Here is a 22,864-nt window from a genome sequence, read left to right on the forward strand (position 1 = left end):
CCCGTACGGGCCGTGACCGTGGGATTGCTGGGATCACTGATGTCAGCCCGCCGCCTCCCGCGGATCGGCGTCACTGCCGCCGGACGTGCCGGTACGGCCTTGCCCGGCGGGGGCGGGCCGGACGGGTATGGAGCCCTGGTCGGCGCCGTCGCCGACGTCCGCCGCGCGGGTGCCGTGGCCGGTGGGGCCACCGGTGTCGCCGGTGCCGTCCGTCTCGGCGGTCCCGAACCCGTTCTCCTTGCGGAAGGACTCGTAGATCTGGAGCAGCACCTGCTTCTGCCGCTCGTTCAGCGACGGGTCGGAGAGGATGACGGCGCGTGTCTCGACGTCGTCCCGGTCCCGCTCGGCGTCGAGGATCCCGGCCCGCACGTACAGCGTCTCCGCGGAGATCCGCAGCGCCTTGGCGACCTGCTGGAGCACCTCCGCGCTCGGCTTGCGCAGCCCGCGCTCGATCTGGCTCAGGTACGGGTTGGACACCCCGGCGGCATCGGCGAGCTGCCGCAACGACAACTGCGCGTTGCGCCGCTGCTCGCGCAGGTACTCACCGAGATTGCCGACGTTGAGCGATGCCATGCCTCCACCTTGCACCACCCCCGCTAACAATTGCAAGCATCTTGCTTGCAAGAGTGAGCCCCCGCCTTTCGCATACCCCCGAATGGGTGGGAGAGCCTCGGACGGGGTCGCGCGGAGCCCGGCATTGACCTTCACCTTGGGGCAGGCCACAGCATCGGGGGGCCGGGCGATGTGCTCGGCGCGAGGAGGGGCGGGCATGGGATTGCTGACCATCGGGGTGTTCGCGAGGGCGTCCCGGCTTTCGCCGAAGGCTCAATAGATAGGACCCCGCCATGTCCCCGACCACCAAGCCCCTGGGCATCCGTTACGCCGCCCTGTCCGACACCGGCCTCGTCCGCGAGAGCAACCAGGACACCGCCTTCGCCGGGCCCCGGCTGCTCGCCGTCGCCGACGGCTACGGCAGTCGAGGAGCCCCCGCGAGCGCGGCCGCCGTCGACGCGCTCAAACACCTCGAAGCCGACAGCATCCCGGCGGGCGATCTCCTCAATGTCCTGGAGGACGCGATCGAACAGGCCCAACAGGCCGTCCACGGCATCGCGGGTACCGGTTCCTCCTCCGCAGAGGCCGGCACCACACTCACCGCGATGCTCTGGACCGGCTCGCAACTCGCCCTCGTCCACATCGGCGACTGCCGCGTCCACCTCCTGCGCGAGGGAGAGCTGTTCCAGATCACCCACGACCACACCATGGTGCAGACGATGGTCGACGAGGGACGCCTCAGCCCGGAAGAAGCCGCCTCCCACCCCCAGCGGTCGCTCCTGATACGAGCCCTGGGACAGGGAGCCGACGGCACGCCCGACATGCGTCTGCACGACGCCCGGCAGGGAGACCGCTACCTGCTCTGCTCCGACGGCCTGTCGACCGTCGTACCGGCCGAAGAGATCCACCGGGTGCTCTCCGACGCCGGGGAGCCGGAGCGGACGGTCCGCGAACTCGTCGCCCCCGCCAACGGCTCCGGCGGGCCGGACAACGTCAGCTGTGTGGTCGCCGACGTCGTGGGACTCGGCTAGGGCCTTTCGTTTGGATCAGGCCCGCGAGCCCGGCATGATCCAAACGAGAGGCCCTAGTCCAGTGCCCGGGCCAAATGCGGGTTTGCCGTGGCGCGGACCGTCAGGCCGAGGAAGCCCGTGGCCGCCGCGAGGGTCATCGCGTAGGAGTCGACGGCTCGGCGGACGTTGGGGGCGTCCAGGCCGGCGCCGGTCACCAGGCGGTCCAGGTCCACGTAGGCGGAGCGGACGGTCTCCAGCCGGTGGTACACGCGCCAGTCCTCCCGCCAGCCGTCCGTGTACTCGGCGGGCAGGCGGCGTTCCCAGCGGCTGAACATGCGTTCGCGGATCTCCGGGCGGGTCGGCGTGAGGTGCATGTGCCGGACCAGGTCGTACAGCGGGTCGCCGATCAGGGCCATCTCCCAGTCGATGACGGTGAGGGCGAGCGCGTCCTCACGGCGTACGAGGTTCCACGGGTTCAGGTCGCCGTGCAGGAGCGACGGACGGCGGGAGCCGACCCGGAAGCGGGAGAGGATCTGCCTGAGCCGGGAGGCGCCGGGCAGGCCGAGGCACCGGGCCAGCTGCCGCGACTCCTTGGGCAGCTCGTCCACCAGGATCACCAGTTGGTCGCACAGCCAGGTGAAGAAGGCCTCCTTGCCCGCGACCGGGTCGAGTTCCCGGTAGTCCACTCCGGTCAGCGCGCACAACTGGTCGACGAGCGCGTCCGCCTCGTGCGGTCGCAGGCCGTGCTCCGGATGGCTGGGCGGGCGGTCGGGGTCGTCGGGGCCGGCGTACGTGTGGATGGCGCAGGGCTCCCCCCGGTGGCTGCGGCCCAGGGCGAGCACTTTCGGCGCCGCCACCGGGACGCCGGACTGCTCGATGGCCCGCAGCACGGCATGCTCGCTGAGGAAGCTCGGCTCGCGGCGGCAGACGTTCGCCACCTTGCGGCGTACCACGACCGGAACGTCCGACTCGGGCACCCGGACCACCGAGTTGAGGTGGGCGGTGCCCTTGAGCACCCACCGGGCCGGGGCAGTGCCCTCGGCGAGCAGCGCGTGGCGGATCGCGGAGTCGGGGAAGTCGGGCCGCTCCTGAAGGCGCGGGTCCCACGACCAGGACACCGCTTCCGCGGCCCGCCCAGCACCGCCGGTCCGCCCCGCCGACCGGGAGGCTCTCCGGCGGAAGAGGATGCGTTCGATCTGCGCGGTGTCCGGAACGTTCCTGAGTCCGAGCGGTTCGGCGGCGGCCTCCAGCGCACGCCGCACGGACGCCGTCGCCTCGTCCAGGCTCTTCTGGTCGGGCGCGTCCTCCAGGGCCCTCGCCGCCCGCATCACGTCCGGGTAGACGGACTGCGCCCGCTCGAAGGCGACGTAGTGCCGCAGGTCCTTGCCCAGGCCGTTGACGGAGGCGGGGCGGACGCGGCTCATGGCCTCGGCCCAGGCGTCGATCACCTCGTGCCACTGGTGATCCGGGTACCGCATGCGGACCAGGTGCGTCGCGAGGTCGTGCAGCGGATCGCCGTAGGTCGCCAGTTCCCAGTCGATGCAGACGAGGGCCGGATCACCGTCGTACGACATGATCAGGTTGTCCCGGTGCAGGTCCGCGTGGAGCAGGCTGTACGGCCGCCTGGCCATCGCGGGCACGCGCTCGGCCAGTCGGACCAGGGCGTCCTCGGGGATGCCCAGGGCCGCGAACAGCCCGCCGTAGTCCCGCCAGTTGGCCTGCCTGATCTGCCGGTCCGCGAGCCGCGCCAGCGTCTGCAGGAACGCCTGGCTGTCCTTCTCGTTGCGCGGCCACTCGGGCGGCAGCGGGGGCACCACCTCCCTGCGGACCTGGGTCGTCCGGGCGAGCAGTTCCGCCAGCGCCTTGACCAGCAGTGTGCCGACCGGCTTCCCGTCGCCGCAGACGCTGGAGAGCGGAACACCCTCGACATGGCTGTGGATCGCGAAGGACTCCTGCTGGACCAGGCACTTCGGAACGTGGGGCAGCACGCCTGTGACGGTGTCGAGGATGTCGGCCTCGTTCTTCCAGGTCCTGATCACCACGGGCAGCACCTGGGCCCGGCGGACGCGCACGGTCACCGACGCGCCGGCCTCCCCGCCGAGCAGCCGCGCCATACGCTCCGTCAGCGGCATGACGTGGTTCTGGTGGTGATGACCGCCGCTCGCCCGGCCCAGCCTGGCGGCGAGCCGCACGAACGCCCTGACGTCGTGGAGGGCGTGTTCCCCGAGAAAGGGACGGGGAGGAGGTGCGCCCACGGCCGCTCCAGTTGCTCAAGTACTCAGAAGTGATGGTGTGGAAAAAGGTACGCCAAGGGCCATAACGGACACGATCGGGGCGCACCCGGCATCGGCACAACGGGTGGCGTGCCCCTGCCTGTGGTCTCCGGCCCGCGCCGCACCGTCGAGGTCACCTCGCACGCCACCTCTTGCGTGCCATACGTGCGGAGCGGAGCTCTTGCTCATGCGGTGCGCGCATGCTACAGGAGACCCGTGTGGCGGCCGTGCCGCCCGACTGAACCGGCGGGGCGCTCAGAGCCCCTCCCGCAGGGTCCGCAGTACCGGTTCCAGGGAGTCCACGACGACGGTGGCGCCCGCCTCCCTGAGCAGCTTCTCCTTGCGGGCGTTGCGGGCGTAGCCGAGGAAGGGCACGCCGGCCCGCAGGGAGGCCTCGTGGTCCGCGGGGGTGTCGCCGATCATCAGGGCCCGGTCGGGAGCCGCGCCCGTGGCGCTCAGGGCGCGGTTCAGGCAGTGCGGGTCGGGCTTGAGGGGCTTGAGGTCCCGGGTGCGTCCGTAGACGTGCGGGGCGAAGCAGCCGCCGAGGTCGCGGCCGTCGAGGTACTCGCGCACCACCAGGGGCGAGTTGTTGGTGGTGACGGCCAGGCGCGAGCCCAGGGCCTTCCAGGTGCGGATCAGCGGGTCGGCGTACGGGGTGGGCTGCGCGGAGGGGACGGCTCGCAGCTCCTCCTCGGTCAGCCGCGCCTCCAACTCCGTGACGAGGTCGCTGCCGGGGTGCCGGCGGTCCACGGCGCGCAGGACGACGTGCGGGTCATGCGACTGCCGTTCGGGGCCGGTCAGCACGCCGTGCAGGCCCTGGCCCTCCAGCCACCGCACCAGTTCGTCCGCCACCCGCTCCGCCGAATGCCCGGCGAACAGCCGGCAGATCGGCCCGTCGAAGTCCCAGAGCACGACATGGGCATCCGCGATCAGGTTCCGCAGTTCCTCGGTCTCGTTCCCGGTCTCGGCTGTCACCGCTTCGGTCTGCGTCGTATCAGAAGTCACTAGGAGAGTGTCAGATCCGACGTGATGGTTTCCCAGAGGGCGTCGAACCACTTCTGCGATTCCGCCACGAACGCGGCGTCGCGCTGCCCGGTCGCCTGCTCGAAGGAGAACAGCAGGGACTCCGTGCCGAGGACGTCGTACATGTCCAGCGTCCCGTCGTCCGCCGCCTCCTCGCGGCGGGTGATCATGTAGTACGCCATCAGCGCCTCCGCGCCGTTGAGCAGGTAGAGCTTGACCGGCGGGGTGAAGGGCAGCGCGCGGAAGGCCACGCGGACGTCGATGCCGTGGGTCGCGCGCAGGGCCTTGAGATTGTGGCTCAGGACATGGCCCTGGGCGTTGCGCTGGGTGAGCCAGCGCCCGTGGACCGGGTCCTCCTCGGCCGGCCGGTCCACCGAGATCGGGAAGGCCAGGTCGATGTTGCGGGACGGCAGCAGAATGCGCACGTCGATCGACTCGGGGCGCAGCCGGCCCTCATGGATCAGCCGCAGCGGCTCGCCGACGGCGATCATCAGGGACTCGGCCGTGAGGCAGGCCGCGTCGATCCTGACCTGCCGGGCGGAGAAGGCCTCCACGAGCCGGGGCGCGAGGCCGACCATCGTCGGCTGCGGCTCGGCGCGGGCGGCGACGGGCGCGGCGACGCGCGGCGGGCTGCCCTTGGTGACGTTGCTGAGCAGGCCGTCGGCCTGGAGCACCCGCAGGGCCTGGCGCACGGCGCCGCGCTCCACCCCGAACTCCTCGGCGAGTTCGGCCTGTGTGGGCAGGCGGTCGCCCGGCCGGAGCTCGCCGGTGCGGATCCGCTCCCGCAGGGTGCCGGCGATCTCCTGGGGCGAGCTTCTTCTGCTGCCGTTCACGGCCACGCTCTCCTGGGTCACGACCAAACGTTACAACTTTACTCCATCTAAAGGGAGTTGTTCGGAACTTGTTCATTGATAGCGACCAAGTGGAGACAACTGAAACGTAGTTGGTCACCAACTCCACCGAGTACGGCGCGATGGGTGTCCTCAGCTCGTGAGCAGCAGCTCCGAACTGATCGTCTCCCACAGCGCGTCGAACCACACGTGGGACTGCTCGACGAAGGCCGCGTCCCGCGCTCCCGCGCCCTGCTCGAAGGCGAAGAGGATCGACCGGGTCCCCTCGGCGTCGTACAGCTCGAGGGGCTCCTGGTCGATCTCCTGCTCACGCCGCCGCAGTGTGTAGTACGCGAAGAGCGCCTCCCCGTCGTTGAGCAGGTACAGCTTGACCGGCGGGGTGAAGGGCAGCGCGCGGAAGGTCACGTGCACGTCGATGCCGTGGGTGGCGCGCAGGGCCAGCAGGTTGTGCTTGAGCACCTGGCCCTGGGCGTTGCGCTGGGCCAGCCAGCCGCGGCGCAGTCGGCCGGCGTCGGAGGCGTCCACCGGCACGGGGAAGGCGAGGTCGATGTCCCGGCTGGGAAGCAGCACGCGGACGTCGACCTTGGCCGGTTTCAGTCGCCCGGCGTGGATCTGCCGCAACGGCTCGCCGATGGCCAGGGTGAGCGAGATCGCGGTCAGGCACAGCGCGTCGATCGCGACGTGGGAGGCGTCGAAGGCGGCCTCGATACGGGGCGCCAGCGCGGCCGTGGTGGGCAGCGGCCGGGCGGTGGGGCCGGTCAGGGCCCCCACCGGGCCGGCCGCGACGGTCGCCGGGCTCCCCTTGGACACATTGGTGAGCAGGTGTTCCGCCTGGAGGATGCCCAGAGCCTGGCGCACGGCCCCGCGCTCGACGCCGAACTCGTCGGCCAGCTCCGCCTGGGTGGGCATGCGCTGGCCCGGCCGCAGCACTCCGGTCCTGATCCGGTGCCGCAGTTCGTCGGCCACCTCGCGGTGTGACCTCTGTGGCCGCTGTGACCTCTTCCGTCCATTGACGGAGGCATGTTCCGGGTCCACGGCAAAACGGTACAACTTCCCGCCATCTTCCGGCAGTTCACGGGAAGGTGGTTATGAGCCGCTTCCAAGCGGAGATAACAGCAGTGGAGTTGGTAGCCAACTTGAGCGACATGGCCGAACCTTCCAAGTGTTGGCCACCAGGTGACGGTTGGTACGTACGACCGTGCTCCCTTCCGGAGGGGAGCCGGGAGCCCGGTCGGCCGGCGCGCCAACGGGGAGCGGCAGCCGGTATCCGGCACCGCGCAGGCACAGCCACAACTGAACAGCCGGCACGCAGCCGGCACGAACAGCCGGTGCGCAGCCGGCGGGTACGGCAGGCACAGCCACAACCGAACATGCCGCACAGCCACAACTGAAGACCGTCTCGTACCGCCACAACTGAACAGCCACGCTACGGATGCGTCATACCCGTCACCCGGCACCGGCAGGAAGGAGCGCTCAGAACATGTCCGGGCACCAAGGCCGCCTGGACGTACGCAGCAGGGCGTCGGCCCCACGGGCGGCGCCCGCTCGTTCTTCCCGGACCCGGCCCAGCGCGGCGAGCCGCACCGCCGACTCGTCGCCGAGCCACAGGGTCGCCAACTGCGCCACGTCCAGCGTCAGATCGGCGCTCCCGGTCGTCGGCGTACAGCTCACTCCGGCGGGCGACGCCTCGAGGCGCCAGCGCCCGCCCGCCATTCCGGCCGGATCCAGGACGTCGAGGACCAGCGTCCCCGTGCCCTCGTACGTCCGCGCCTCCAGGGCCCGACGGACGTCGAGGATCCGCACCCACAGCCAGTCCGCGTGCGTGGTCACGGTGGCGGCGCGCGGGTCGGGAAGGAAGTGGGGCAGCAGGTCGTCGGGGGCCCGCCAGCCGCTCTTGACCTTCATGATCCAGTCGATCGAGCACAGGTGGAGCCACAGCGCGCGCTCGGCGGCCGGGGTCACCGCGACGAGGTCCTTCACGGTGGCCGTGTTCAGCGGCTGCTTGGCGTCCGACCAGGTCTCGTCGCACTGGTACACCGCCAGCCCCTCGACCGTGCCGTCCGCGGCGCGGTAGACGGCGTGGAAACGCTCGGTCCACCGGCTGGGGTCCGGGCGCACCACGCCGGTGCTGACCTGCCACCAGCGGTCGGAGCGGTCGACCGCACCGGGCTGGGCGCGGCGCAGCCGCTCGTGCAGCTCCGGGCCGAGCTTGCGTACGTCCTCCGCGTCCACGAGGTCGACCCGGCCGCCGTCCTCCGGCCCCGACCGGCGGGGGTCGAGGCCGGCCCGGGGCACGTCGATCGCCCACTCGGTCATCCAGGCGGCCGGACCGAAGCCGTAACGGCCGTAGATCGGGTACTCGGCGGCGATCAGGGTCGCCACGACGTCACCGCGCTCCTTCGCGGCCGCCAGGTCCTGGGCCATCATCCGGGTCAGCAGGCCGCGTCGGCGGTGGGTGGCGGTGACGCTGACGTTGGTTATCGCGTCGGCGGGAACGGTCGCCCCGCCGACGGCCGTGATCTCCTGCGGGAAGGACCGGAACGTCGCCACGCACCGGCCGGCGTCGAAGGCGCCGAGGGTGCGGGACGGCTCGACGTACGTGCGCAGGTCGGCGATCTCGGCCTCGGAGACGCCGGGGGCACGCAGGAAGCCGGTCTTCAGGGCGCGGCCCCAGTCGGGGATCTCGGCCTCGGTGATGGTCCGTACGTCGATGTCGGGGCTGGCGGCAGTCATGGGCTGACAGTAGGGGCGCCGGGGGCGGGGTGTCGCGGTGTTTTCCCCCGCCCCGCCGTCCCGCCCCTCGCGCCTCACGGACCGCGTCAGACGAGCAGGTCGTCGACCTGGGCCTCCCCTTCGCGGTATCTGCGGGCGATCTCCGTGCCGCATCCGTCGGCCGTGCGCTGCAACTGCTGCCGCCGCCCGGACACCTGCTGCTCGTACCGCACCAGCCGCCCCATCGCCGCGCCCAACTCCCGGTCCGTACGCGCCTCGAGGTCCGACAGCTCGACCTCGGCGAGCATCTCGGCGGCGAGCTGCCGGTACTCCTCCCCGTGCGGTGTGCCGAGCGTCACATGCCGGGCGGAGGAGCGCTGCCGGGCGGGCGCGTCCTTGAGGATCTCCGCGAGCCGCTCGACGACGGAACCCTGCTCGGGCGCGGACACCTGCCCGGCGCCCAGGACGGACTCCGGCCCACGCCGGGCCAGCTCCGCGCGCAGGATGTCGATCCGCCCCTGGAGCAGCCGCCGTACGTAGCTCAGGTCGGCCTCGTCCCGCTGCGCCTGCCGGCGCAGCGCGCGCAGCTCCGGCAGGCTCAGCGCGGTCAGGTCGGGATGTGCGTACCCCGTGCCCGGAGAACTGGGCCCGGGGTCCACGGAGGGCGGCCCGGGGCTGTCGGTGCGCTGCACCGGCGGCCGGTGGGCGTCGGCGACCTCCGCGAGGATCGGCGAGGCCGCCGCCGGGTGCCGCTCGGTACTCGATGTGCTCATGGCGCCTCAACCGTCCCCTCGACCGGCGCGTACGACAGCATCGTGCCACCCTGAGTGGCCGGGATGTGACCGAGTGCGCCCGATCGGCCCCGGATGGAGGGTTACGGAGCGGAAAGAAGCACGATATGGCCCCCTCACGGCACCCGGACGGCCGAGAGGCATCATGGTCGGCATGCGAGCGGTGGTGCAGAGGGTGGACGGCGCGAGCGTCGTCGTGGACGGCGAGACGGTGGGGGCCATCGACGGCGAGGGGCTGTGCGTCCTCGTCGGGGTCACCCACGAGGACACCAAGGAGAAGGCGGCGCAACTGGCCCGCAAGCTCTGGTCGGTCCGCATGCTGCACGACGAGAAGTCGTGCAGCGACACCGGCGCCCCGCTGCTGGTCATCAGTCAGTTCACGCTGTACGGCGACGCCCGCAAGGGCCGCCGCCCCACCTGGAACGCGGCCGCGCCCGGCGAGGTCGCCGAGCCGCTGGTGGACGAGGTGGTCGCGCGGCTGCGCTCCCTGGGCGCGACGGTGGCGACGGGCCGGTTCGGCGCGCGGATGCGGGTGTCGCTGACGAACGACGGCCCGTTCACCGTCCTGCTGGAGGTGTGAACCGGCAGGTGTGAGCCTCGGGGACCTGTGAGCCGCGGGGAGGCTACGGCTCCACGACCACTTCCTGCGCGGCCGCCGTCTCGCCCGCCATCAGCCGTGCGTCCACCGGGACGTTCCGCTTGACCAGGGCGAGCGCGACCGGGCCGAGCTCGTAGTGCCGTACGGACGTGGTGATGAAGCCGATCTTGCGGCCGTCCGGGCCGTCGTCGGCGAGGCGGATCTCGGTGCCGGCCACCGGCAGGTGGACCTCGCTGCCGTCGAGGTGCAGGAAGACCAGGCGGCGCGGCGGCTTGCCCAGGTTCTGCACCCGGGCCACGGTCTCCTGACCGCGGTAGCAGCCCTTCTGGAGGTGCACGGCCGTGCCGATCCAGCCCAGCTCGTGCGGGATGGTGCGGTGGTCGGTCTCGAAGCCGAGCCGGGGCCGGTGCTGCTCCACGCGCAGGGCCTCGTGGGCGAGGATCCCGACCGGCGGACCCGCCTGGCCGGCGTAGGACTCCAGGTCCGCGCGGGGCAGGAAGAGGTCGCGGCCGTAGGCGGTCTCGCGGACGACGACCCCTTCGGGCACCTCGGCGATCGAACCGGCCGGCAGGTGCACGACGGCGAAGTCGGCGGTGCGGTCGGCGACCTCGACCCGGTAGAAGAACTTCATCGACTCCAGGTAGGCGATCAGCTCCTCCTGGGTGCCGGGCTCGACATGCGCCCAGACCGTCTCGCCGTCGTCGACCAGATAGAGCGCGTGCTCGATGTGGCCGTGCGCGGACAGGACCAGCGCCTCGGTGGCACGGCCGGCCGGCAGGTCGCTGACGTGCTGGGTGAGCAGCAGGTGCAGCCAGCTCAGCCGGTCCTCGCCGGAGACGGTGACGACACCGCGGTGCGAGAGGTCGACGAATCCGGTGCCGTCCGCGAGGGCGCGCTGCTCACGGAACAGGTCGCCGTAGTGGGCGGCGACGCCTTCGTCCACGCCCTCGGCCGGAACGGCGCCGGGCAGGGACAGCAGGGGGCTCTTCATGAACACAAGCCTACGACTCGGTACTTGCACTCCTGCCGGCCGAGGTGCCCGAAGCCGCCGCGGCCTTGCCCGCGCAGTCCGCGCACCGCCCGAAGATCGCGAAGTGCTTCATGTCGGTGTCGAAGCCGAACTGCTCCCGCAGCTTGGCGGTGAACTCGGCCGCCACCGACAGATCCGCCTCGATCACGTTCGTGCAGTCCCGGCAGACCAGATGGATGTGGTGGTGCCGGTCCGCCAGGTGGTACGTCGGCGCCCCGTGCCCCAGATGGGCATGGCTGACCAGCCCGAGCTCCTCCAGGAGCTCCAGGGTCCGGTACACGGTGGAGATGTTAACCCCCGACGCGGTCTTCCTCACCTCGCCGAGGATGTCGTCGGGCGTCGCGTGCTCCAGGCTGTCGACGGCTTCGAGCACGAGTTGCCGCTGCGGGGTCAGCCGGTAGCCACGCTGCCGCAGATCACTCTTCCAGTCGGTGCTCACCACACCCCAAGTCTAGGGTCTTCCGTTTGGATCAGGTCTGATCCGAACGAGAGACCCTGGGACCAGGGCCGTAAGCCGGCCGGGCTCACTTGAAGAAGGCGATCCCGTCGTCCGGGAGGTCGTCCGGGAGGGCCTTGGCCCAGCGTTCGACGTCCTCGGGGGTGACGACCTTCTTCAGGTGGGCGGACATGTAGGGGCGCAGCTCGACGTCCGGGGTCTGCTTCTCGCCGACCCACATCAGGTCGCTCTTGACGTAGCCGTACAGCCGCTTGCCGCCGGTGTAGGGGCGGGAGGCGGCGGTGCGGGCGACCGCGTCGGTGGCCAGCTCGACCTGCGGCTTCTTGTGGGCCAGCTCGCCGTACCAGATCTCGATGACGCCGTCGTCGCGGGTCATCGTGACCTCGACCTTGCGGTCGGCGTCGATCCGCCAGAAGCCGGACTCGGACTCGAGCGGCTTCGCCTTGTTGCCGTCGTTGTCCAGCACCCAGGTGCGGGAGTGGTACTCGAGGAAGTCCCGGCCGTCGTGGGTGAAGCTGAGCTCCTGGCCGAAGTTGCACCTCTCGGCGCCCGGGAAGTCGTGCACGCCTGCGCCGGCCCAGTCACCGAGCAGGAAGGCGAGGGGGACGAGGTCCTTGTGGAGGTCGGACGGGATCTCGATCATGAGCGGCGATTCCTCTTCGGGGTCAGCGCTGGCCCTGGTACAGCTTCTTCACGGTCAGGTAGGCGAAGGCGAGAACGCCGACGCAGACCAGGACCAGCAGGGTTTCGAAGAAGATCTCCACGGGGTGCTCCTCGGTTGAGCAGGTGCGGTATGTGCACAGGGCCGGACCCCAGCTTAGTCGGCCGGGGTCCGGCCCTCTTGGTGAGGTGCGCCCACCCGGTCAGGCGAGCAGTTCGCTCTGCAGGATCACCGTCTGCTGGAAGGGAACGGCGGGCGCGGTGCCCTTGCGGGTCTGGAGAACGACCGCGAGGGTGTCGCCCGCCGACAGGTACGCCTGGCGCACCTGTTCGGCGCCGTACGGCTTGGCCTCGGCATAGACGGAGTACACGATGTTGTCCACCTCGGCCCGGGGCGGAAACTCCTCGTCGTAGACGGAGACCGGGGCCCCGTGCACCTGGAAGGCAGGGCCGCCGGACGCGGCGAGCCACTGGCCGACCAGATGGTCCACCAGCGCCGCGCTGTGGAACTGGAGCAGGTAGATCCGCGTGTGCGTACCGTCCTGCGTGGTCCAGCCGCGGGCAGCGATGTGCCGAAGGCCGTGTTCCTTCAACTGCTGCCCGCACTTGCTCCGGTCGGCTTTGCTCTCGTACTCCTCGAGGAAGTCCTTCGTCGCCAGCCAGCCGTCCGTGCCCCGCAGCGCCTTGTTCTCCGTCGCGCCCTTGGGGGCGGGCAGGAGGAAAGCCCGTAGATCGGCGTGGTGGGCGCCGGCCCTGTTGTCGAGCTCGAACGGCCCGGGGCTGCCGGAGGGCAGCGGCGGTCTGGCCAGCGTCGGGTACTCCCAGCGGCCGTCGGACTCGGTCGCCAGACCGGGCAGGTCCCCGCGCTCCATGTGCGTGATGCCGTACCCCGTGCCCGCGCCGACGGCCGCGAAGACGACGACAGCGGCGGTCCAGCGCAGGACTGCCCGCAGCGCGCGGCGGTCCTTCGGCGGGGCCGACGGGACAGGTGGAACCGACGGGACCGACAGTGCGGGTCGACCGTCATCGGGCCGGTCCTGCGAGGGCACGAGGCCCGCGGTGGGTTCGGTCTCCTGCTCCGGCTGCCGTGTCTGCTCGGTCATACGGCCACCCCCGGCTCCTTGATGCGGTCGAGCTGAGTGGCCAGCAGGTCAGCGGCGCCCTTGTTGGCGCCCAGATCGCCAGGGCCGCTGGCGGACAGGCTGACCACGACATTCCCCTCGGACGCCGAGCAGCTCATCGTGCCGAAATCCTTCTTTTCGGGCTTGGGCAGCAGGAAGCACTTGGCGTTCTTGTGGCCCTTGATCGCCGGACCCTCGCGCAGACCGCCCAGCGTCGAGCGGACCTCGTTCTGATAGGTGGCCATGTCACGTGCGGCCGCTCTGTCCATCTGTGTCAGCACGACGGTCACCGTGATGGCCTTGTCCGTGTAGAAGGCGCGTCCAGCCTGCTTGACGTAGCTGCGCATCGCCATGCCCTCGATGTGCTGCTTGTCGAGCTCCTCCTCCATCCGCTTGCGCGTGCTGCGGGGCAGATCCCGCAGTGCCTCCATGGCCAGGGCCACGGTCCGCTTCCCGCTGAGTTCGGCCTCGGAGCCGAAGTCTTCCAGATCCGGGCCGCGGTCCCAGCCGGACCCGTACGGCACGAGCATGCCGGCCAGTCCGGTCCGTGCGGCCGGCTTCGGCTGCGCCGCTCCCGTCCTGGGAAGCGACCAGGCCGGGGCGCCGGGATCGCGGTCGGCGTCCCGCACGGTCACCACCGTGTATCCGGCTCCGGCTACGACCGCGCCGACGAGCAGGAAGGCCCCGGCGACGGCGATGACACCACCACGGCGTACGGGCCTCTTCGGCCGTTCCTCGGGGTGGTCATCCACCGGCTCGGCCTCGCGCCGACCGCGTCCCGGCTCCTCTTCGTGCTGGTTCTCGCTCACAGGCGCTCCATCTGACGCCGGGCGAGATCCGTGATCGTCGCCTTGGAAACCGGTGTGGCCGAACTGACCCAGAGCTCCATGAGGATGTCGCCTCGCCAGGCCATGGCCTCCGCGCCGTACGGCGTCTCGCCGTCGGCGGTCGGCCGGGAGTGGACGTACACCCTGCCCGTCTCGGTGCCGGGGATCAGCCAGCTCCTGGTGCCGCGTTCCTCCTCCCGCCAGTACCGTGCGTCCTCAGCTCTCACGGAGGCGGCCGCCTGCTCCTCCTGGCGGAACTGGATCAGCCGGACCTCCACCACGTAGCCGTCGCCGACCTGCCAGCCGGTGACGGCCGCACGACGGAACTCGTCGCTGATGAGCCCCTCGAACCCTTCGTCCGGTCTCTCGAAGTAACTGGCGTACTCGGTCATGCTCATCCAGCCGTCGCCGTCCTGCAGCCACTCGGCGTCCTTCGCGCCGCGTGGCGTGGGCAGCAACAGCTTGCGCAGGTCGCCGTCGGTCCGTACACGACGGTCCTGGGCGGCCGAAAGTGGTTCCGGAGCCGGGCCCTTCGCCCGTGCGAGCGCGGGCTGCGAGAGGGAGGGCAGCCGGGTGGGTTCACGGTCGGCCTGGATCAGATATCCGGTGCAGGTGCCGGCCACGGCGCCGAGGACGGCGGCGGTGGCGACGAGCAGCACGGTACGGCCGCGTCGGCGGGCGCGGGGTGCGACCGCCGGCTCCTCCGGGGCGTTCGGCGCATCCGGTGCCCCGAGCGCTTGCCGCGCCTCGGGTGCTTCCTGCACCTCAGGCGGTTCCTGCACCCCGGGTACTGCGGTTGACGGTTCGGGTCTTTCGGGTACTTCCAAGACGTTCCCCCCAGAACGGGAAGCGCGCCTTCCGTATGCGCGCTCCCCGGGAGACTCACGGATGATGTCCGTGGTTGCAAGGGAGTTGTTTACGATTCGGGCATGGCGAAGAAGCTGGTGATCAAGGTGACCGCGGGGGCGGACGCTCCCGAGCGGTGCTCTCAGGCGTTCACGGTCGCGGCGGTGGCCGCGGCCAGCGGGGTGGAGGTCTCCCTGTGGCTGACCGGGGAGTCCTCCTGGTTCGCGCTGCCGGGCCGGGCCGCCGAGTTCGAGCTGCCGCACGCCGCTGCGTTGCCCGACCTGATCGAGTCGATCCTCGCGGCCGGCCGTCTCACCCTGTGCACCCAGTGCGCGGCCCGCCGGGACATCACGGAGAAGGACGTCATCGAGGGCGTGCGGATCGCGGGCGCGCAGGTCTTCGTGCAGGAGGCCCTGGCCGACGGTACGCAGGCGCTCGTCTACTGAGAGACCGCCCCTGCGGCTAGTGCCGCTTCTTGCCGTCCAGTTCGTCCCACCACTCGTCGGACTTGGGGTCGCCGGACGGGTCGTCCCACCAGCGGTCCTCGGGGCCGCGCCGGTTGGCGACCATCGCGGCGACCGGCGGGATCACCATGGCGACCAGGCACATGCCGACGGCGGCGGGTACCGACCAGATGCGCACGACGCCCCACGCCAGGACGAACAGCCCGACGCAGATCCCCATCATGGCGAAGTACACATGCCGACGTCGTGCGTACATACCTCCAGGGTAGGTCCGTACGGGCCTGCCGTGCGGGGGCGGGAACGCCGGAAGGGCCGCGCCCCGGGTGTCCAACCCGTGGGGCGCGGCCCTTCGGCCGTACCGTGCCCGGAACCGCCCGCGCGGACCGTCCGGGCAGACCGCTCAGACGGCGATCGCGACCTCCGCGAGGCCGCCCTGCTGGGCGACGACCGTGCGGTCGGCGCTGGCGCCGGGGACGAGGGCGCGGACGGTCCAGGTGCCCTCGGCCGCGTAGAACCGGAACTGGCCCGTGGCGGAGGTGGGGACCTCCGCGGTGAACTCGCCGGTCGAGTCCAGCAGACGGACGTAGCCCGTCACCGGCTCGCCGTCGCGGGTCACCTGACCCTGGATCGTGGTCTCACCGGGCTTGATCGTCGAGGCGTCCGGGCCGCCGGCCTTCGCTCCACACATGTGCTTCTCCAGAGGTTCGATGAGGTCGAAACGGTCTGAGCCGTCGTGCTTACTTGCCGGAGCCGAGCTCGATCGGCACGCCGACCAGGGAGCCGTACTCGGTCCAGGAGCCGTCGTAGTTCTTGACGTTCTGCACACCGAGCAGCTCGTGCAGCACGAACCAGGTCAGCGCCGAGCGCTCACCGATGCGGCACAGGGCGATGGTGTCCTTCGCCAGGTCGACCTGCTCGTCCTCGTAGAGGGCCTTGAGCTCCTCGTCCGACTTGAAGGTGCCGTCGTCGTTGGCGTTCTTGGACCACGGGATGTTCCGGGAGGTCGGCACGTGGCCGGGGCGCTGCGACTGCTCCTGCGGCAGGTGGGCCGGGGCGAGCAGCTTGCCGGAGAACTCGTCGGGCGACCGGACGTCGACGATGTTCAGCTTGCCGATCGCGGCCACGACCTCGTCCCGGAAGGCGCGGATGGAGGCGTCCTGCGGCTTGGCCTCGTACGCGGTCTCCGGGCGCTCCGGCACATCGGTGCCGTCGACCAGCTCGCGGGCGTCCAGCTCCCACTTCTTGCGGCCGCCGTCGAGGAGCTTGACGTTCTCGTGGCCGTACAGCTTGAAGTACCAGTAGGCGTACGAGGCGAACCAGTTGTTGTTGCCGCCGTAGAGGATCACCGTGTGGTCGTTGGCGATGCCCTTCTCCGACAGCAGCTTCTCGAAGCCGGCCTGGTCGATGAAGTCACGGCGGACCGGGTCCTGGAGGTCCTGGGTCCAGTCGATCCGGATGGCGTTCTTGATGTGGTTCTTGTCGTACGCGGACGTGTCCTCGTCCACCTCGACGATGGCGATGCTCGGGTCGTCCAGGTGTTCCTGGACCCAGTCGGCGTCGACCAGGACGTCGCTGCGGCTCATGCTCAATCTCCTCCGGGGCAGGTACGGCGGGGCGTGCGAGTGCGAAGGGGCGCGCGGGTACGCGTTCGATGCCGGCGTACACGGCGCGCGGGTGGGCCCCGGGTCGTCACGGGGCGGGGGATACGGGAGAGGGCTCCCGCTCAGGAAGTGCGACAGAGCATGGCGGCAACACGGCACAGGTCCACTGCCCGCCGCTTCGTGAGATCCGCCTGTCGCTGCATGGTGTCGATCGTAGGGAGGGAAAGGCGGACATGTCACCGGCGTGTCGGATGTTGAGACGCGATCGTCCGGGATGTGGGAACGGGAGGGCTCCCGGGTCATCGCCCCGCGGCCTCCGGGCGCTCGTGTCCGTTCTCGGCCGCACGGCGCATCTGCGCTGCGGACGAGGCGTCTCGCTACTCGGACACCTCGTCGGTCCCAGCGTGCTGCCTACCCGGCCAGCCTGACGTCCGAACCCTTCACCGTGATCTCGACGCCGTCCTTCGCCGCCCGTACCGAGTCCAGCCGGACCTCGCCGGGCAGCCGTTCGATCGCCTGCTGGAAGTCGGTGATCGCCCGGATCCGGCTCTCGGGGAGCTGCAGGCCGCCCACCACGGGCAGGTCGTCGGCGCTCACCTCCACCTTCTTGCCCCGCACGGTGACCGAGCTGAGCACGGAGAAGGTCTGCTTGATGCCCAGCGCTCCGGCCTCGACCTCCACGTCGACCTTGACCTTGCCTGCGCCGCCGTCGGACAGGCCGACCACGTGGGCGGCGACGCCGGGAAGGACCGGCGTCGGCTTGGACTTGGCGGCCTTCAGCAACTCGTCGTAGGCGATGGTCGCGGTGCCGGTGGCGGAGGACGCGGTGGCCGAGCTGTAGTCGCCGGAGAACCTCACGCCCCGCATGTCGGCCTCGATGCCGGCGATACGGATCTTCTGGCCGCCGTTCCCCGTGGCCGCCTCGTAGTCCTTGATGCCGACCCGGACGTCGTCGAGCTCGCCGCCGGCCACCTGGGTGAGGAACGGGAAGCCCTCGATGGACACGTCCGGGGTGCTCGCCAGGTTCTCCGTGGTCCTGAGCCTGTCGGCCGCCTGCCCCTCCGCGAAGTGCACCGCGACCCGGTCGACCACCACGAACAGCACGCCCAGGACCACGACGACGACCAGGAGTACTCTCAGCGCTCGCAACCGGTTCCCCCTCGGCGGTCCTTCACGACCGGATGGCCGTCACACGCGAGCGTAGGCCTCCCCGGGGACCGGGCCCGGGATTTGTCGAACAGCTGTGACAGAGGACCCGGTCCGGGAGGTCATCCCAGCGCCCGTCCCAGCACCCACACCACCGGTGCCGCGGCCGACAGCGGCAGGGCGACGCCTGCCGTGAAGTGCACGAAGCGCGACGGGTAGTCGTAGCTCGCCGCGCGGTGCCCGATCAGCGCGCACACCGCGGCGCCGACGCCGAGCAGCGCGCCCTTGGCGCCCAGGTCCGTCATGCCGCCGGCCGCGATGCCCGCGCCCGCCGCCGCGAGCAGCGCGACGACCACCGAGGCCGCCGTGGGCAGTGGCAGCGCCCGTGCCAGGACGGCCACCGCGACCGCCACCGCGCCGACCGCGACCGCGTCCGGCGGGGCGGCCAGGTAGCCGGTGGCCACGATCGCGAGCGCCGCCGCGGCGACGGTCGCCATCAGGCCGTACATCCGCTCGTCCGGGTCGGCGTGGGAGCGCAGCTGGAGGACGAGGGAGAGCAGCACCCACACCCCGAGCGTGCCCAGGATCGCGCCGGGCGCGTGCTCGCGGCCCGCGGCGAGCACCGCCGCGTCCGCGGCGAGCGCGCCCAGGAAGCCGAGGGCGATGCCCTGCCGGGCGGGCCACATACCGTTCAGCCGGAACCAGCCCGCGGCCGTCACGCCCTGGAGCACGACCAGCGGCAGCAGCAGCCCGTAGACGCCGAGCTCCGCCGCACCGGCGAGCAGCAGCCCCAGCAGCGCCGTGAGCGCGGCCGGCTGCATCCCGGGCTCGATGATCGGTGAGCGTCCCTCGGCGCGGGCCCGCTGCGCGTCGGTGATCCGGGCGTTGCCGGCGACGGTGGCGGGCCCGTAGCCGGGTCCGTCCTTCCCCGCGGGATCCGCGGCGGCCTGGGCGGAAGCCTGGGGCTGCGGGGCGGGAGCCTGCGGCTGCGGGGCGTGCTGCCCGACCGGGGGCAGGTACGCCGTCCGTGCGGCCGCGGACGCGGCCGGAGCCTGCGGCTGCGGCTGCGGCTGCGGCTGCGGCGTGTAGGAGGGCGCCTGCGCGCCCTGGACCCCGCCGCCCTGGACCCCGCCGCCCTGGACCCCGTGGGCCGCGACCGGCCCCTGGTGCCCCACCGGGGGCAGGTACGCCGTCTCCGCCGCCGCCGGTGCCGCCGGTGGCCTGGCATGCGTCTGGGTGTCCCAGGTCTCGCCCTGCCACTGCTGCGTGTACTGCTCGGCGACCCGCGGGTCCTCGTACGCCTGCGGATGCTCGGGCCACGCCTGCGGCTGGGCGGCCGGGTGGGGCTGCTGTGCGGCAGGCGGGTACGGCTGGTGTGCCGCGGGCTGCTGGGGCTGCCGTCCCGCGTACGGGTCGTACCCGCTGTAGGGGTTGTCGTACGGAGACCCTGGGGACCCCTCATACGGCCGGTCGGTCATTCGCTCACCCTCCTGCGAACGGGGGGAGCACCTCTACCGTGCCGCCCTCGGTCAGCCGTACCGTCTCGTGCGCGCGCTTCCCCACCGGGTCGCCGTCGATGAGGAACGAGCACCGCCGCAGAACGCGGTCCAGCTCACCCGGGTGCCGCCCGCGCACCGCGTCCAGCACCCCGGCGAGCGTCTCCGCCTCGTACGGCTCCTCGGCGACCCCGGCCGCGGCCTTCGCCGCCGCCCAGTAGCGCACCGTGACCTCTGCCATCCCGTCCCTCGATCACTCGTCCATGAACAGGGTCAGGCTAGCCCGCCTGTGCGACGGTCCAGCGCGCGATGCGGTCCAGGAGTTCGTCGGCGGCGGCGTTCTCGGCGTGGCCCATGCCGTGCTCCAGCCACAGTTCCCCGTGGTCACCGGCGGCCGCGGCCAGCATCCGGGGGTGGTCGAGGGGGAAGTAGCCGTCCCGGTCGCCGTGCACGATCAGCAGCGGGGTGGGCGCGATGCGCGCGGCCGCCCGGAACGGCGGCAGCGGGACGGGGTCCCAGTCGCGGTGGTGGATCCGGGTGCGCAGCCCGTAGCGGCCGAGCAGGCGGCCCGCGGGGCGCGTGACCAGCCAGTGCAGCCGGCGCATGGGCGCCGTGCCCCGGTAGTACCAGCGCGCGGGCGCGCTGACGGAGACCACGGCGCCCGTACGGGTGTCCGGGCACCCCTCGTCCGGTGCGGGGCCGCGGTGAAGGGCCGCGTGCCGCAGCACCACCGAGCCGCCCATGGAGAAGCCGACGGTCGCCACGCGCGCGTGCCCGAACCCGCGCGCCCAGGCCACCGCCGCCGCCAGGTCCAGCACCTCGCGGTCGCCGACGGTGGAGCGCCCGCCGGAGGCCCCGTGGCCGCGGAAGGAGAAGGTGACCACGGCGCCGTGCCGGGCCAGGGCCCGCGCCACCCTGCGCACGTGCGGCCGGTCCAGGTCGCCGGTGAAACCGTGTGCGACCACGAACACGAGTCCGGCGTGCCCGCGGCCGGGCCCGTCGCACGCGGCCGCGCCCGGCTCGTACAGGGCGTCGAGCGCGACCCCGTCCGCCGTGCGCAGGAACGTCCTGACCACGCCTTCGACACCCGTCCCTGGCGGTGTCCCGCCCTCCGGAACGTCCGTCGAACGCACCACACGACCTGCCGATCCCGACCTCATATCGGCTATTCTGCTGCGAAGAGGACTCGGGCAGCGCAGCCCCCGGGTCCTTTTGTGCTTTCGGCAGGCGTGGCGCACGGCGCGGGAGACCGCGGGTGCACGGCCCGTCGATCGCGCGGCGGGCAGGGATCCGAGGAGGAGCCAGAGCCATGGACGACCGAACGGTGCACGCACGTACGACGGCCCAGGCACGGGGGTTCCCCCTGCTCGACCACGGCCGGGAACCGGGGGGAGGCGCGCGATGAGTTCACTGCTGCTGCTGACCAACGCCCTCCAGCCGTCGGCGGAAGTGCTCCCCGCCCTCGGCCTGCTGCTGCACAACGTGCGGGTGGCTCCGGCGGAGGGGCCGGCCCTCGTGGACACCCCCGGTGCCGACGTCGTCCTGGTCGACGGGCGGCGCGATCTGCCGCAGGTGCGCGGGCTGTGCCGGCTGCTGCGCTCCACGGGCCTCGGCAGTCCGCTGATCCTGGTGGTGACCGAGGGCGGCCTCGCGGCCGTGACCGCCGACTGGGGCATCGACGACGTGCTCCTGGACACCGCCGGTCCCGCCGAGGTGGAGGCCCGCATCCGGCTGGCCGTGGGCCGCCGGCAGATCGTCGACGACGACTCCCCGATGGAGATCCGCAGCGGCGACCTGTCCGTGGACGAGGCGACCTACAGCGCCAAGCTCAAGGGCCGGGTGCTGGACCTCACCTTCAAGGAGTTCGAGCTGCTGAAGTACCTCGCGCAGCACCCGGGCCGCGTCTTCACCCGCGCCCAGCTCCTCCAGGAGGTCTGGGGCTACGACTACTTCGGCGGCACCCGGACCGTCGACGTCCACGTACGGCGGTTGCGAGCCAAGTTCGGGCCCGAGCACGAATCGCTGATCGGAACGGTCCGCAATGTCGGTTACCGATTCGTTACTCCCGAGAAGGGCGACCGCGCCGGGGACGCCGCGAACGAGAAGAAGGCCGGGGCCGCCCGGCCAAACGCGGAGAATCAGGACACCGCGACGAGGCGGGCCCGCGCGCAGGGGTGAGGAGCGCTCCCACAAGGTGTGACGCATACCCGCCCACGCTCCCGTAAGCCCTGCCGGGAGCGGGTCCATCCGCGTAGACTCCGCGCCGTGGCCAAGGTGACTCGGGATGACGTGGCGCGGCTGGCAGGGACGTCCACTGCCGTCGTCAGCTATGTGATCAACAACGGACCCCGGCCGGTCGCCCCGGCCACCCGCGAGCGAGTCCTCGCCGCGATCAAGGAGCTGGGGTACCGGCCCGACCGGGTCGCCCAGGCCATGGCCTCGCGGCGCACCGACCTCATAGGCCTGATCGTCCCGGACGCCCGCCAGCCCTTCTTCGGGGAGATGGCGCACGCCGTGGAGTGGGCCGCAGCCGAGCGCGGGAAGATGGTCCTCGTCGGCAACTCCGACTACGTCGCCGAGCGCGAGGTCCACTATCTGCGGGCGTTCCTCGGGATGCGCGTCTCCGGCCTGATCCTGGTCAGCCACGCGCTGAACGACCTCGCCGCCGCCGAGATCGAGGCCTGGGACGCCCGGGTGGTGCTGCTGCACGAGCGGCCCGAGGCCATCGACGACGTGGCCGTGGTCATCGACGACGTGGGTGGCGCCCAGCTCGCCGTGCGCCATCTGCTGGAGCACGGCTACGAGTACGTCGCCTGTGTGGGCGGCACCGCCGAGACGCCCGCCGTGGGCGACCCCGTGTCCGACCACGTCGAGGGCTGGCGGCGCGCCATGGCCGAGGCCGGCCTCTCGACGGAGGGGCGCCTGTTCGAGGCGCCGTACAACCGCTACGACGCGTACCGGATCAGCCTGGAGCTCCTCTCGGGCCCGAACCGTCCCCCGGCGGTCTTCTGCTCCACCGACGACCAGGCGATCGGCCTGCTGCGGGCGGCGCGCGAGCTGCGCATCGACGTCCCCGGCGAACTCGCGGTCGCCGGGTTCGACGACATCAAGGAGGCGGCGCTGACGGACCCACCGCTGACGACGGTCGCCTCGGACCGTTCGGCGATGGCCCGGGCGGCCGTGGACCTGGTCCTCGACGACGGGCTGCGGGTCGCCGGCTCGCGCCGGGAGCGGCTCAAGCAGTTCCCGTCACGGCTGGTCGTACGCACGTCCTGCGGCTGCGCCTAGCCTCTCTCCGCCCCCTTCGAGGACCCCCGGGGCCCCTCCGGGGAGCGGCCTTATATCGGGCATACGAGGTTCTGTCGGGCTTCTCAGCGGGGACTCAGGAAGCTCTCATGATCCCGGG

At 71.7% G+C, this 22,864-nt stretch carries 25 protein-coding genes and 1 pseudogene; 5 read left to right on the forward strand and 21 right to left on the reverse strand.

The genetic code is table 11. The features are described from left to right. Positions 1-42 precede the first annotated feature (42 nt). On the reverse strand, positions 43-573 hold the full coding sequence (locus tag OIE49_RS17040) for a helix-turn-helix domain-containing protein (RefSeq protein WP_326803084.1): 531 nt from the start codon (positions 571-573) through the stop codon (positions 43-45). Between the two features lie 263 nt (positions 574-836). Here OIE49_RS17040 and OIE49_RS17045 point away from each other — a divergent pair. Continuing rightward, positions 837-1,583: pseudogene (locus OIE49_RS17045) on the forward strand (PP2C family protein-serine/threonine phosphatase); the annotation flags it as partial. A 53-nt stretch (positions 1,584-1,636) separates the two neighbouring features. On the opposite strand, the gene OIE49_RS17050 reads toward OIE49_RS17045, so the two are convergent. The 6 genes from OIE49_RS17050 to OIE49_RS17075 all read right to left on the reverse strand — a co-directional run bounded on the left by OIE49_RS17050 (position 1,637) and on the right by OIE49_RS17075 (position 9,194). Next, positions 1,637-3,817 (reverse strand): aminoglycoside phosphotransferase family protein, encoded by a 2,181-nt coding sequence (locus tag OIE49_RS17050; RefSeq protein ID WP_326803085.1) that lies wholly within the window; start codon positions 3,815-3,817, stop codon positions 1,637-1,639. A gap of 273 nt (positions 3,818-4,090) precedes the next feature. Then, complete coding sequence (locus tag OIE49_RS17055; RefSeq protein ID WP_326803086.1) at positions 4,091-4,840, reverse strand: HAD family hydrolase; 750 nt, start codon at positions 4,838-4,840, stop codon at positions 4,091-4,093. After that, the gene (locus OIE49_RS17060) at positions 4,840-5,718 is read right to left on the reverse strand and encodes a winged helix-turn-helix domain-containing protein (RefSeq protein ID WP_100569092.1); all 879 of its coding nucleotides are present in this window, start codon (positions 5,716-5,718) and stop codon (positions 4,840-4,842) included. The genes OIE49_RS17055 and OIE49_RS17060 overlap by 1 nt, the downstream gene beginning before the upstream one ends. Positions 5,719-5,841: 123 nt before the next feature. After that, positions 5,842-6,759 (reverse strand): winged helix-turn-helix domain-containing protein, encoded by a 918-nt coding sequence (locus OIE49_RS17065; protein WP_326803087.1) that lies wholly within the window; start codon positions 6,757-6,759, stop codon positions 5,842-5,844. A gap of 423 nt (positions 6,760-7,182) precedes the next feature. Then, on the reverse strand, positions 7,183-8,442 hold the full coding sequence (locus OIE49_RS17070) for a GNAT family N-acetyltransferase (protein ID WP_326803088.1): 1,260 nt from the start codon (positions 8,440-8,442) through the stop codon (positions 7,183-7,185). A gap of 86 nt (positions 8,443-8,528) precedes the next feature. Continuing rightward, complete coding sequence (locus OIE49_RS17075; protein ID WP_326803089.1) at positions 8,529-9,194, reverse strand: RsiG family protein; 666 nt, start codon at positions 9,192-9,194, stop codon at positions 8,529-8,531. 172 nt (positions 9,195-9,366) lie between these two features. Here OIE49_RS17075 and dtd point away from each other — a divergent pair, with 172 nt between their 5' ends. Beyond that, positions 9,367-9,792, forward strand: a complete 426-nt coding sequence (dtd, locus tag OIE49_RS17080) for a D-aminoacyl-tRNA deacylase (RefSeq protein ID WP_100569156.1) — start codon at positions 9,367-9,369, stop codon at positions 9,790-9,792. A 43-nt stretch (positions 9,793-9,835) separates the two neighbouring features. Here the strand turns inward: dtd and ygfZ are convergent, their stop codons facing one another. From ygfZ to OIE49_RS17110, 6 genes are all read right to left on the reverse strand, one after another. Then, the gene (gene ygfZ / locus OIE49_RS17085; RefSeq protein ID WP_326803090.1) at positions 9,836-10,801 is read right to left on the reverse strand and encodes a CAF17-like 4Fe-4S cluster assembly/insertion protein YgfZ; all 966 of its coding nucleotides are present in this window, start codon (positions 10,799-10,801) and stop codon (positions 9,836-9,838) included. A gap of 10 nt (positions 10,802-10,811) precedes the next feature. Beyond that, entirely contained in the window at positions 10,812-11,282 is a 471-nt protein-coding gene (locus OIE49_RS17090) for a Fur family transcriptional regulator (protein WP_326803091.1), read from the reverse strand. 82 nt (positions 11,283-11,364) lie between these two features. Continuing rightward, a complete protein-coding gene (locus OIE49_RS17095) occupies positions 11,365-11,940 on the reverse strand; it encodes an FABP family protein (protein ID WP_326803092.1) in 576 nt (191 codons plus the stop codon). Positions 11,941-12,160: 220 nt separating this feature from the next. Next, complete coding sequence (locus OIE49_RS17100; protein WP_326803093.1) at positions 12,161-13,060, reverse strand: hypothetical protein; 900 nt, start codon at positions 13,058-13,060, stop codon at positions 12,161-12,163. Next, positions 13,057-13,887 (reverse strand): hypothetical protein, encoded by an 831-nt coding sequence (locus OIE49_RS17105; protein WP_326803094.1) that lies wholly within the window; start codon positions 13,885-13,887, stop codon positions 13,057-13,059. The genes OIE49_RS17100 and OIE49_RS17105 overlap by 4 nt, the downstream gene beginning before the upstream one ends. Next, on the reverse strand, positions 13,884-14,669 hold the full coding sequence (locus OIE49_RS17110) for a hypothetical protein (protein ID WP_326803095.1): 786 nt from the start codon (positions 14,667-14,669) through the stop codon (positions 13,884-13,886). Before OIE49_RS17110 ends, OIE49_RS17105 begins: the two co-directional genes overlap by 4 nt. Positions 14,670-14,834: 165 nt before the next feature. Here OIE49_RS17110 and OIE49_RS17115 point away from each other — a divergent pair, with 165 nt between their 5' ends. Beyond that, positions 14,835-15,197: a DsrE family protein gene (locus OIE49_RS17115; protein ID WP_100569100.1), complete on the forward strand. Its 363-nt coding sequence runs from the start codon at positions 14,835-14,837 to the stop codon at positions 15,195-15,197. Positions 15,198-15,213: 16 nt separating this feature from the next. On the opposite strand, the gene OIE49_RS17120 is transcribed toward OIE49_RS17115, so the two are convergent. The 8 genes from OIE49_RS17120 to OIE49_RS17150 all read right to left on the reverse strand — a co-directional run bounded on the left by OIE49_RS17120 (position 15,214) and on the right by OIE49_RS17150 (position 20,618). Beyond that, complete coding sequence (locus OIE49_RS17120; protein WP_100569101.1) at positions 15,214-15,471, reverse strand: DUF3099 domain-containing protein; 258 nt, start codon at positions 15,469-15,471, stop codon at positions 15,214-15,216. A 144-nt stretch (positions 15,472-15,615) separates the two neighbouring features. Continuing rightward, complete coding sequence (locus tag OIE49_RS17125) at positions 15,616-15,903, reverse strand: DUF1416 domain-containing protein (RefSeq protein WP_100569102.1); 288 nt, start codon at positions 15,901-15,903, stop codon at positions 15,616-15,618. Positions 15,904-15,952: 49 nt separating this feature from the next. Continuing rightward, entirely contained in the window at positions 15,953-16,798 is an 846-nt protein-coding gene (locus tag OIE49_RS17130) for a sulfurtransferase (RefSeq protein ID WP_100569103.1), read from the reverse strand. A 140-nt stretch (positions 16,799-16,938) separates the two neighbouring features. Then, positions 16,939-17,019 carry a putative leader peptide gene (locus tag OIE49_RS37125; protein WP_355139345.1) on the reverse strand — a complete coding sequence of 27 codons (81 nt, stop codon included), beginning with the start codon at positions 17,017-17,019 and terminating at the stop codon, positions 16,939-16,941. 208 nt (positions 17,020-17,227) lie between these two features. Next, positions 17,228-17,965 carry an LmeA family phospholipid-binding protein gene (locus OIE49_RS17135; RefSeq protein WP_326803096.1) on the reverse strand — a complete coding sequence of 246 codons (738 nt, stop codon included), beginning with the start codon at positions 17,963-17,965 and terminating at the stop codon, positions 17,228-17,230. Between the two features lie 119 nt (positions 17,966-18,084). After that, entirely contained in the window at positions 18,085-19,440 is a 1,356-nt protein-coding gene (locus OIE49_RS17140) for a hypothetical protein (protein ID WP_326803097.1), read from the reverse strand. A gap of 4 nt (positions 19,441-19,444) precedes the next feature. Then, complete coding sequence (locus tag OIE49_RS17145) at positions 19,445-19,699, reverse strand: MoaD/ThiS family protein (RefSeq protein ID WP_100569106.1); 255 nt, start codon at positions 19,697-19,699, stop codon at positions 19,445-19,447. Positions 19,700-19,736: 37 nt separating this feature from the next. Continuing rightward, a complete protein-coding gene (locus OIE49_RS17150; protein WP_326803098.1) occupies positions 19,737-20,618 on the reverse strand; it encodes an alpha/beta hydrolase in 882 nt (293 codons plus the stop codon). 241 nt (positions 20,619-20,859) lie between these two features. On the opposite strand from OIE49_RS17150, the gene OIE49_RS17155 reads away from it, so the two are divergent. Beyond that, a complete protein-coding gene (locus tag OIE49_RS17155) occupies positions 20,860-21,636 on the forward strand; it encodes a response regulator transcription factor (protein WP_326803099.1) in 777 nt (258 codons plus the stop codon). 87 nt (positions 21,637-21,723) lie between these two features. After that, complete coding sequence (locus OIE49_RS17160; protein WP_326803100.1) at positions 21,724-22,746, forward strand: LacI family DNA-binding transcriptional regulator; 1,023 nt, start codon at positions 21,724-21,726, stop codon at positions 22,744-22,746. The last annotated feature ends 118 nt before the right edge of the window (positions 22,747-22,864 follow it).

The organism is Streptomyces sp. NBC_01788 (genome assembly GCF_035917575.1).
Lineage (GTDB): Bacteria > Actinomycetota > Actinomycetes > Streptomycetales > Streptomycetaceae > Streptomyces.

Excerpts from the sequence above, each read along its gene's own strand:
- ygfZ (WP_326803090.1), bottom strand. The coding sequence starts at position 10,801 with ATGAAGAGCCCCCTGCTGTCCCTGCCCGGCGCCGTTCCGGCCGAGGGC.
- dtd (WP_100569156.1), top strand. The coding sequence starts at position 9,367 with ATGCGAGCGGTGGTGCAGAGGGTGGACGGCGCGAGCGTCGTCGTGGAC.
- OIE49_RS17140 (WP_326803097.1), bottom strand. The coding sequence starts at position 19,440 with ATGACCGACCGGCCGTATGAGGGGTCCCCAGGGTCTCCGTACGACAAC.
- OIE49_RS17120 (WP_100569101.1), bottom strand. The coding sequence starts at position 15,471 with ATGTACGCACGACGTCGGCATGTGTACTTCGCCATGATGGGGATCTGC.
- OIE49_RS17155 (WP_326803099.1), top strand. The coding sequence starts at position 20,860 with ATGAGTTCACTGCTGCTGCTGACCAACGCCCTCCAGCCGTCGGCGGAA.
- OIE49_RS37125 (WP_355139345.1), bottom strand. The coding sequence starts at position 17,019 with ATGCAGCGACAGGCGGATCTCACGAAGCGGCGGGCAGTGGACCTGTGC.
- OIE49_RS17145 (WP_100569106.1), bottom strand. The coding sequence starts at position 19,699 with ATGGCAGAGGTCACGGTGCGCTACTGGGCGGCGGCGAAGGCCGCGGCC.
- OIE49_RS17095 (WP_326803092.1), bottom strand. The coding sequence starts at position 11,940 with ATGATCGAGATCCCGTCCGACCTCCACAAGGACCTCGTCCCCCTCGCC.
- OIE49_RS17150 (WP_326803098.1), bottom strand. The coding sequence starts at position 20,618 with ATGAGGTCGGGATCGGCAGGTCGTGTGGTGCGTTCGACGGACGTTCCG.
- OIE49_RS17100 (WP_326803093.1), bottom strand. The coding sequence starts at position 13,060 with ATGACCGAGCAGACACGGCAGCCGGAGCAGGAGACCGAACCCACCGCG.
- OIE49_RS17125 (WP_100569102.1), bottom strand. The coding sequence starts at position 15,903 with ATGTGTGGAGCGAAGGCCGGCGGCCCGGACGCCTCGACGATCAAGCCC.
- OIE49_RS17040 (WP_326803084.1), bottom strand. The coding sequence starts at position 573 with ATGGCATCGCTCAACGTCGGCAATCTCGGTGAGTACCTGCGCGAGCAG.
- OIE49_RS17070 (WP_326803088.1), bottom strand. The coding sequence starts at position 8,442 with ATGACTGCCGCCAGCCCCGACATCGACGTACGGACCATCACCGAGGCC.
- OIE49_RS17075 (WP_326803089.1), bottom strand. The coding sequence starts at position 9,194 with ATGAGCACATCGAGTACCGAGCGGCACCCGGCGGCGGCCTCGCCGATC.
- OIE49_RS17115 (WP_100569100.1), top strand. The coding sequence starts at position 14,835 with ATGGCGAAGAAGCTGGTGATCAAGGTGACCGCGGGGGCGGACGCTCCC.
- OIE49_RS17130 (WP_100569103.1), bottom strand. The coding sequence starts at position 16,798 with ATGAGCCGCAGCGACGTCCTGGTCGACGCCGACTGGGTCCAGGAACAC.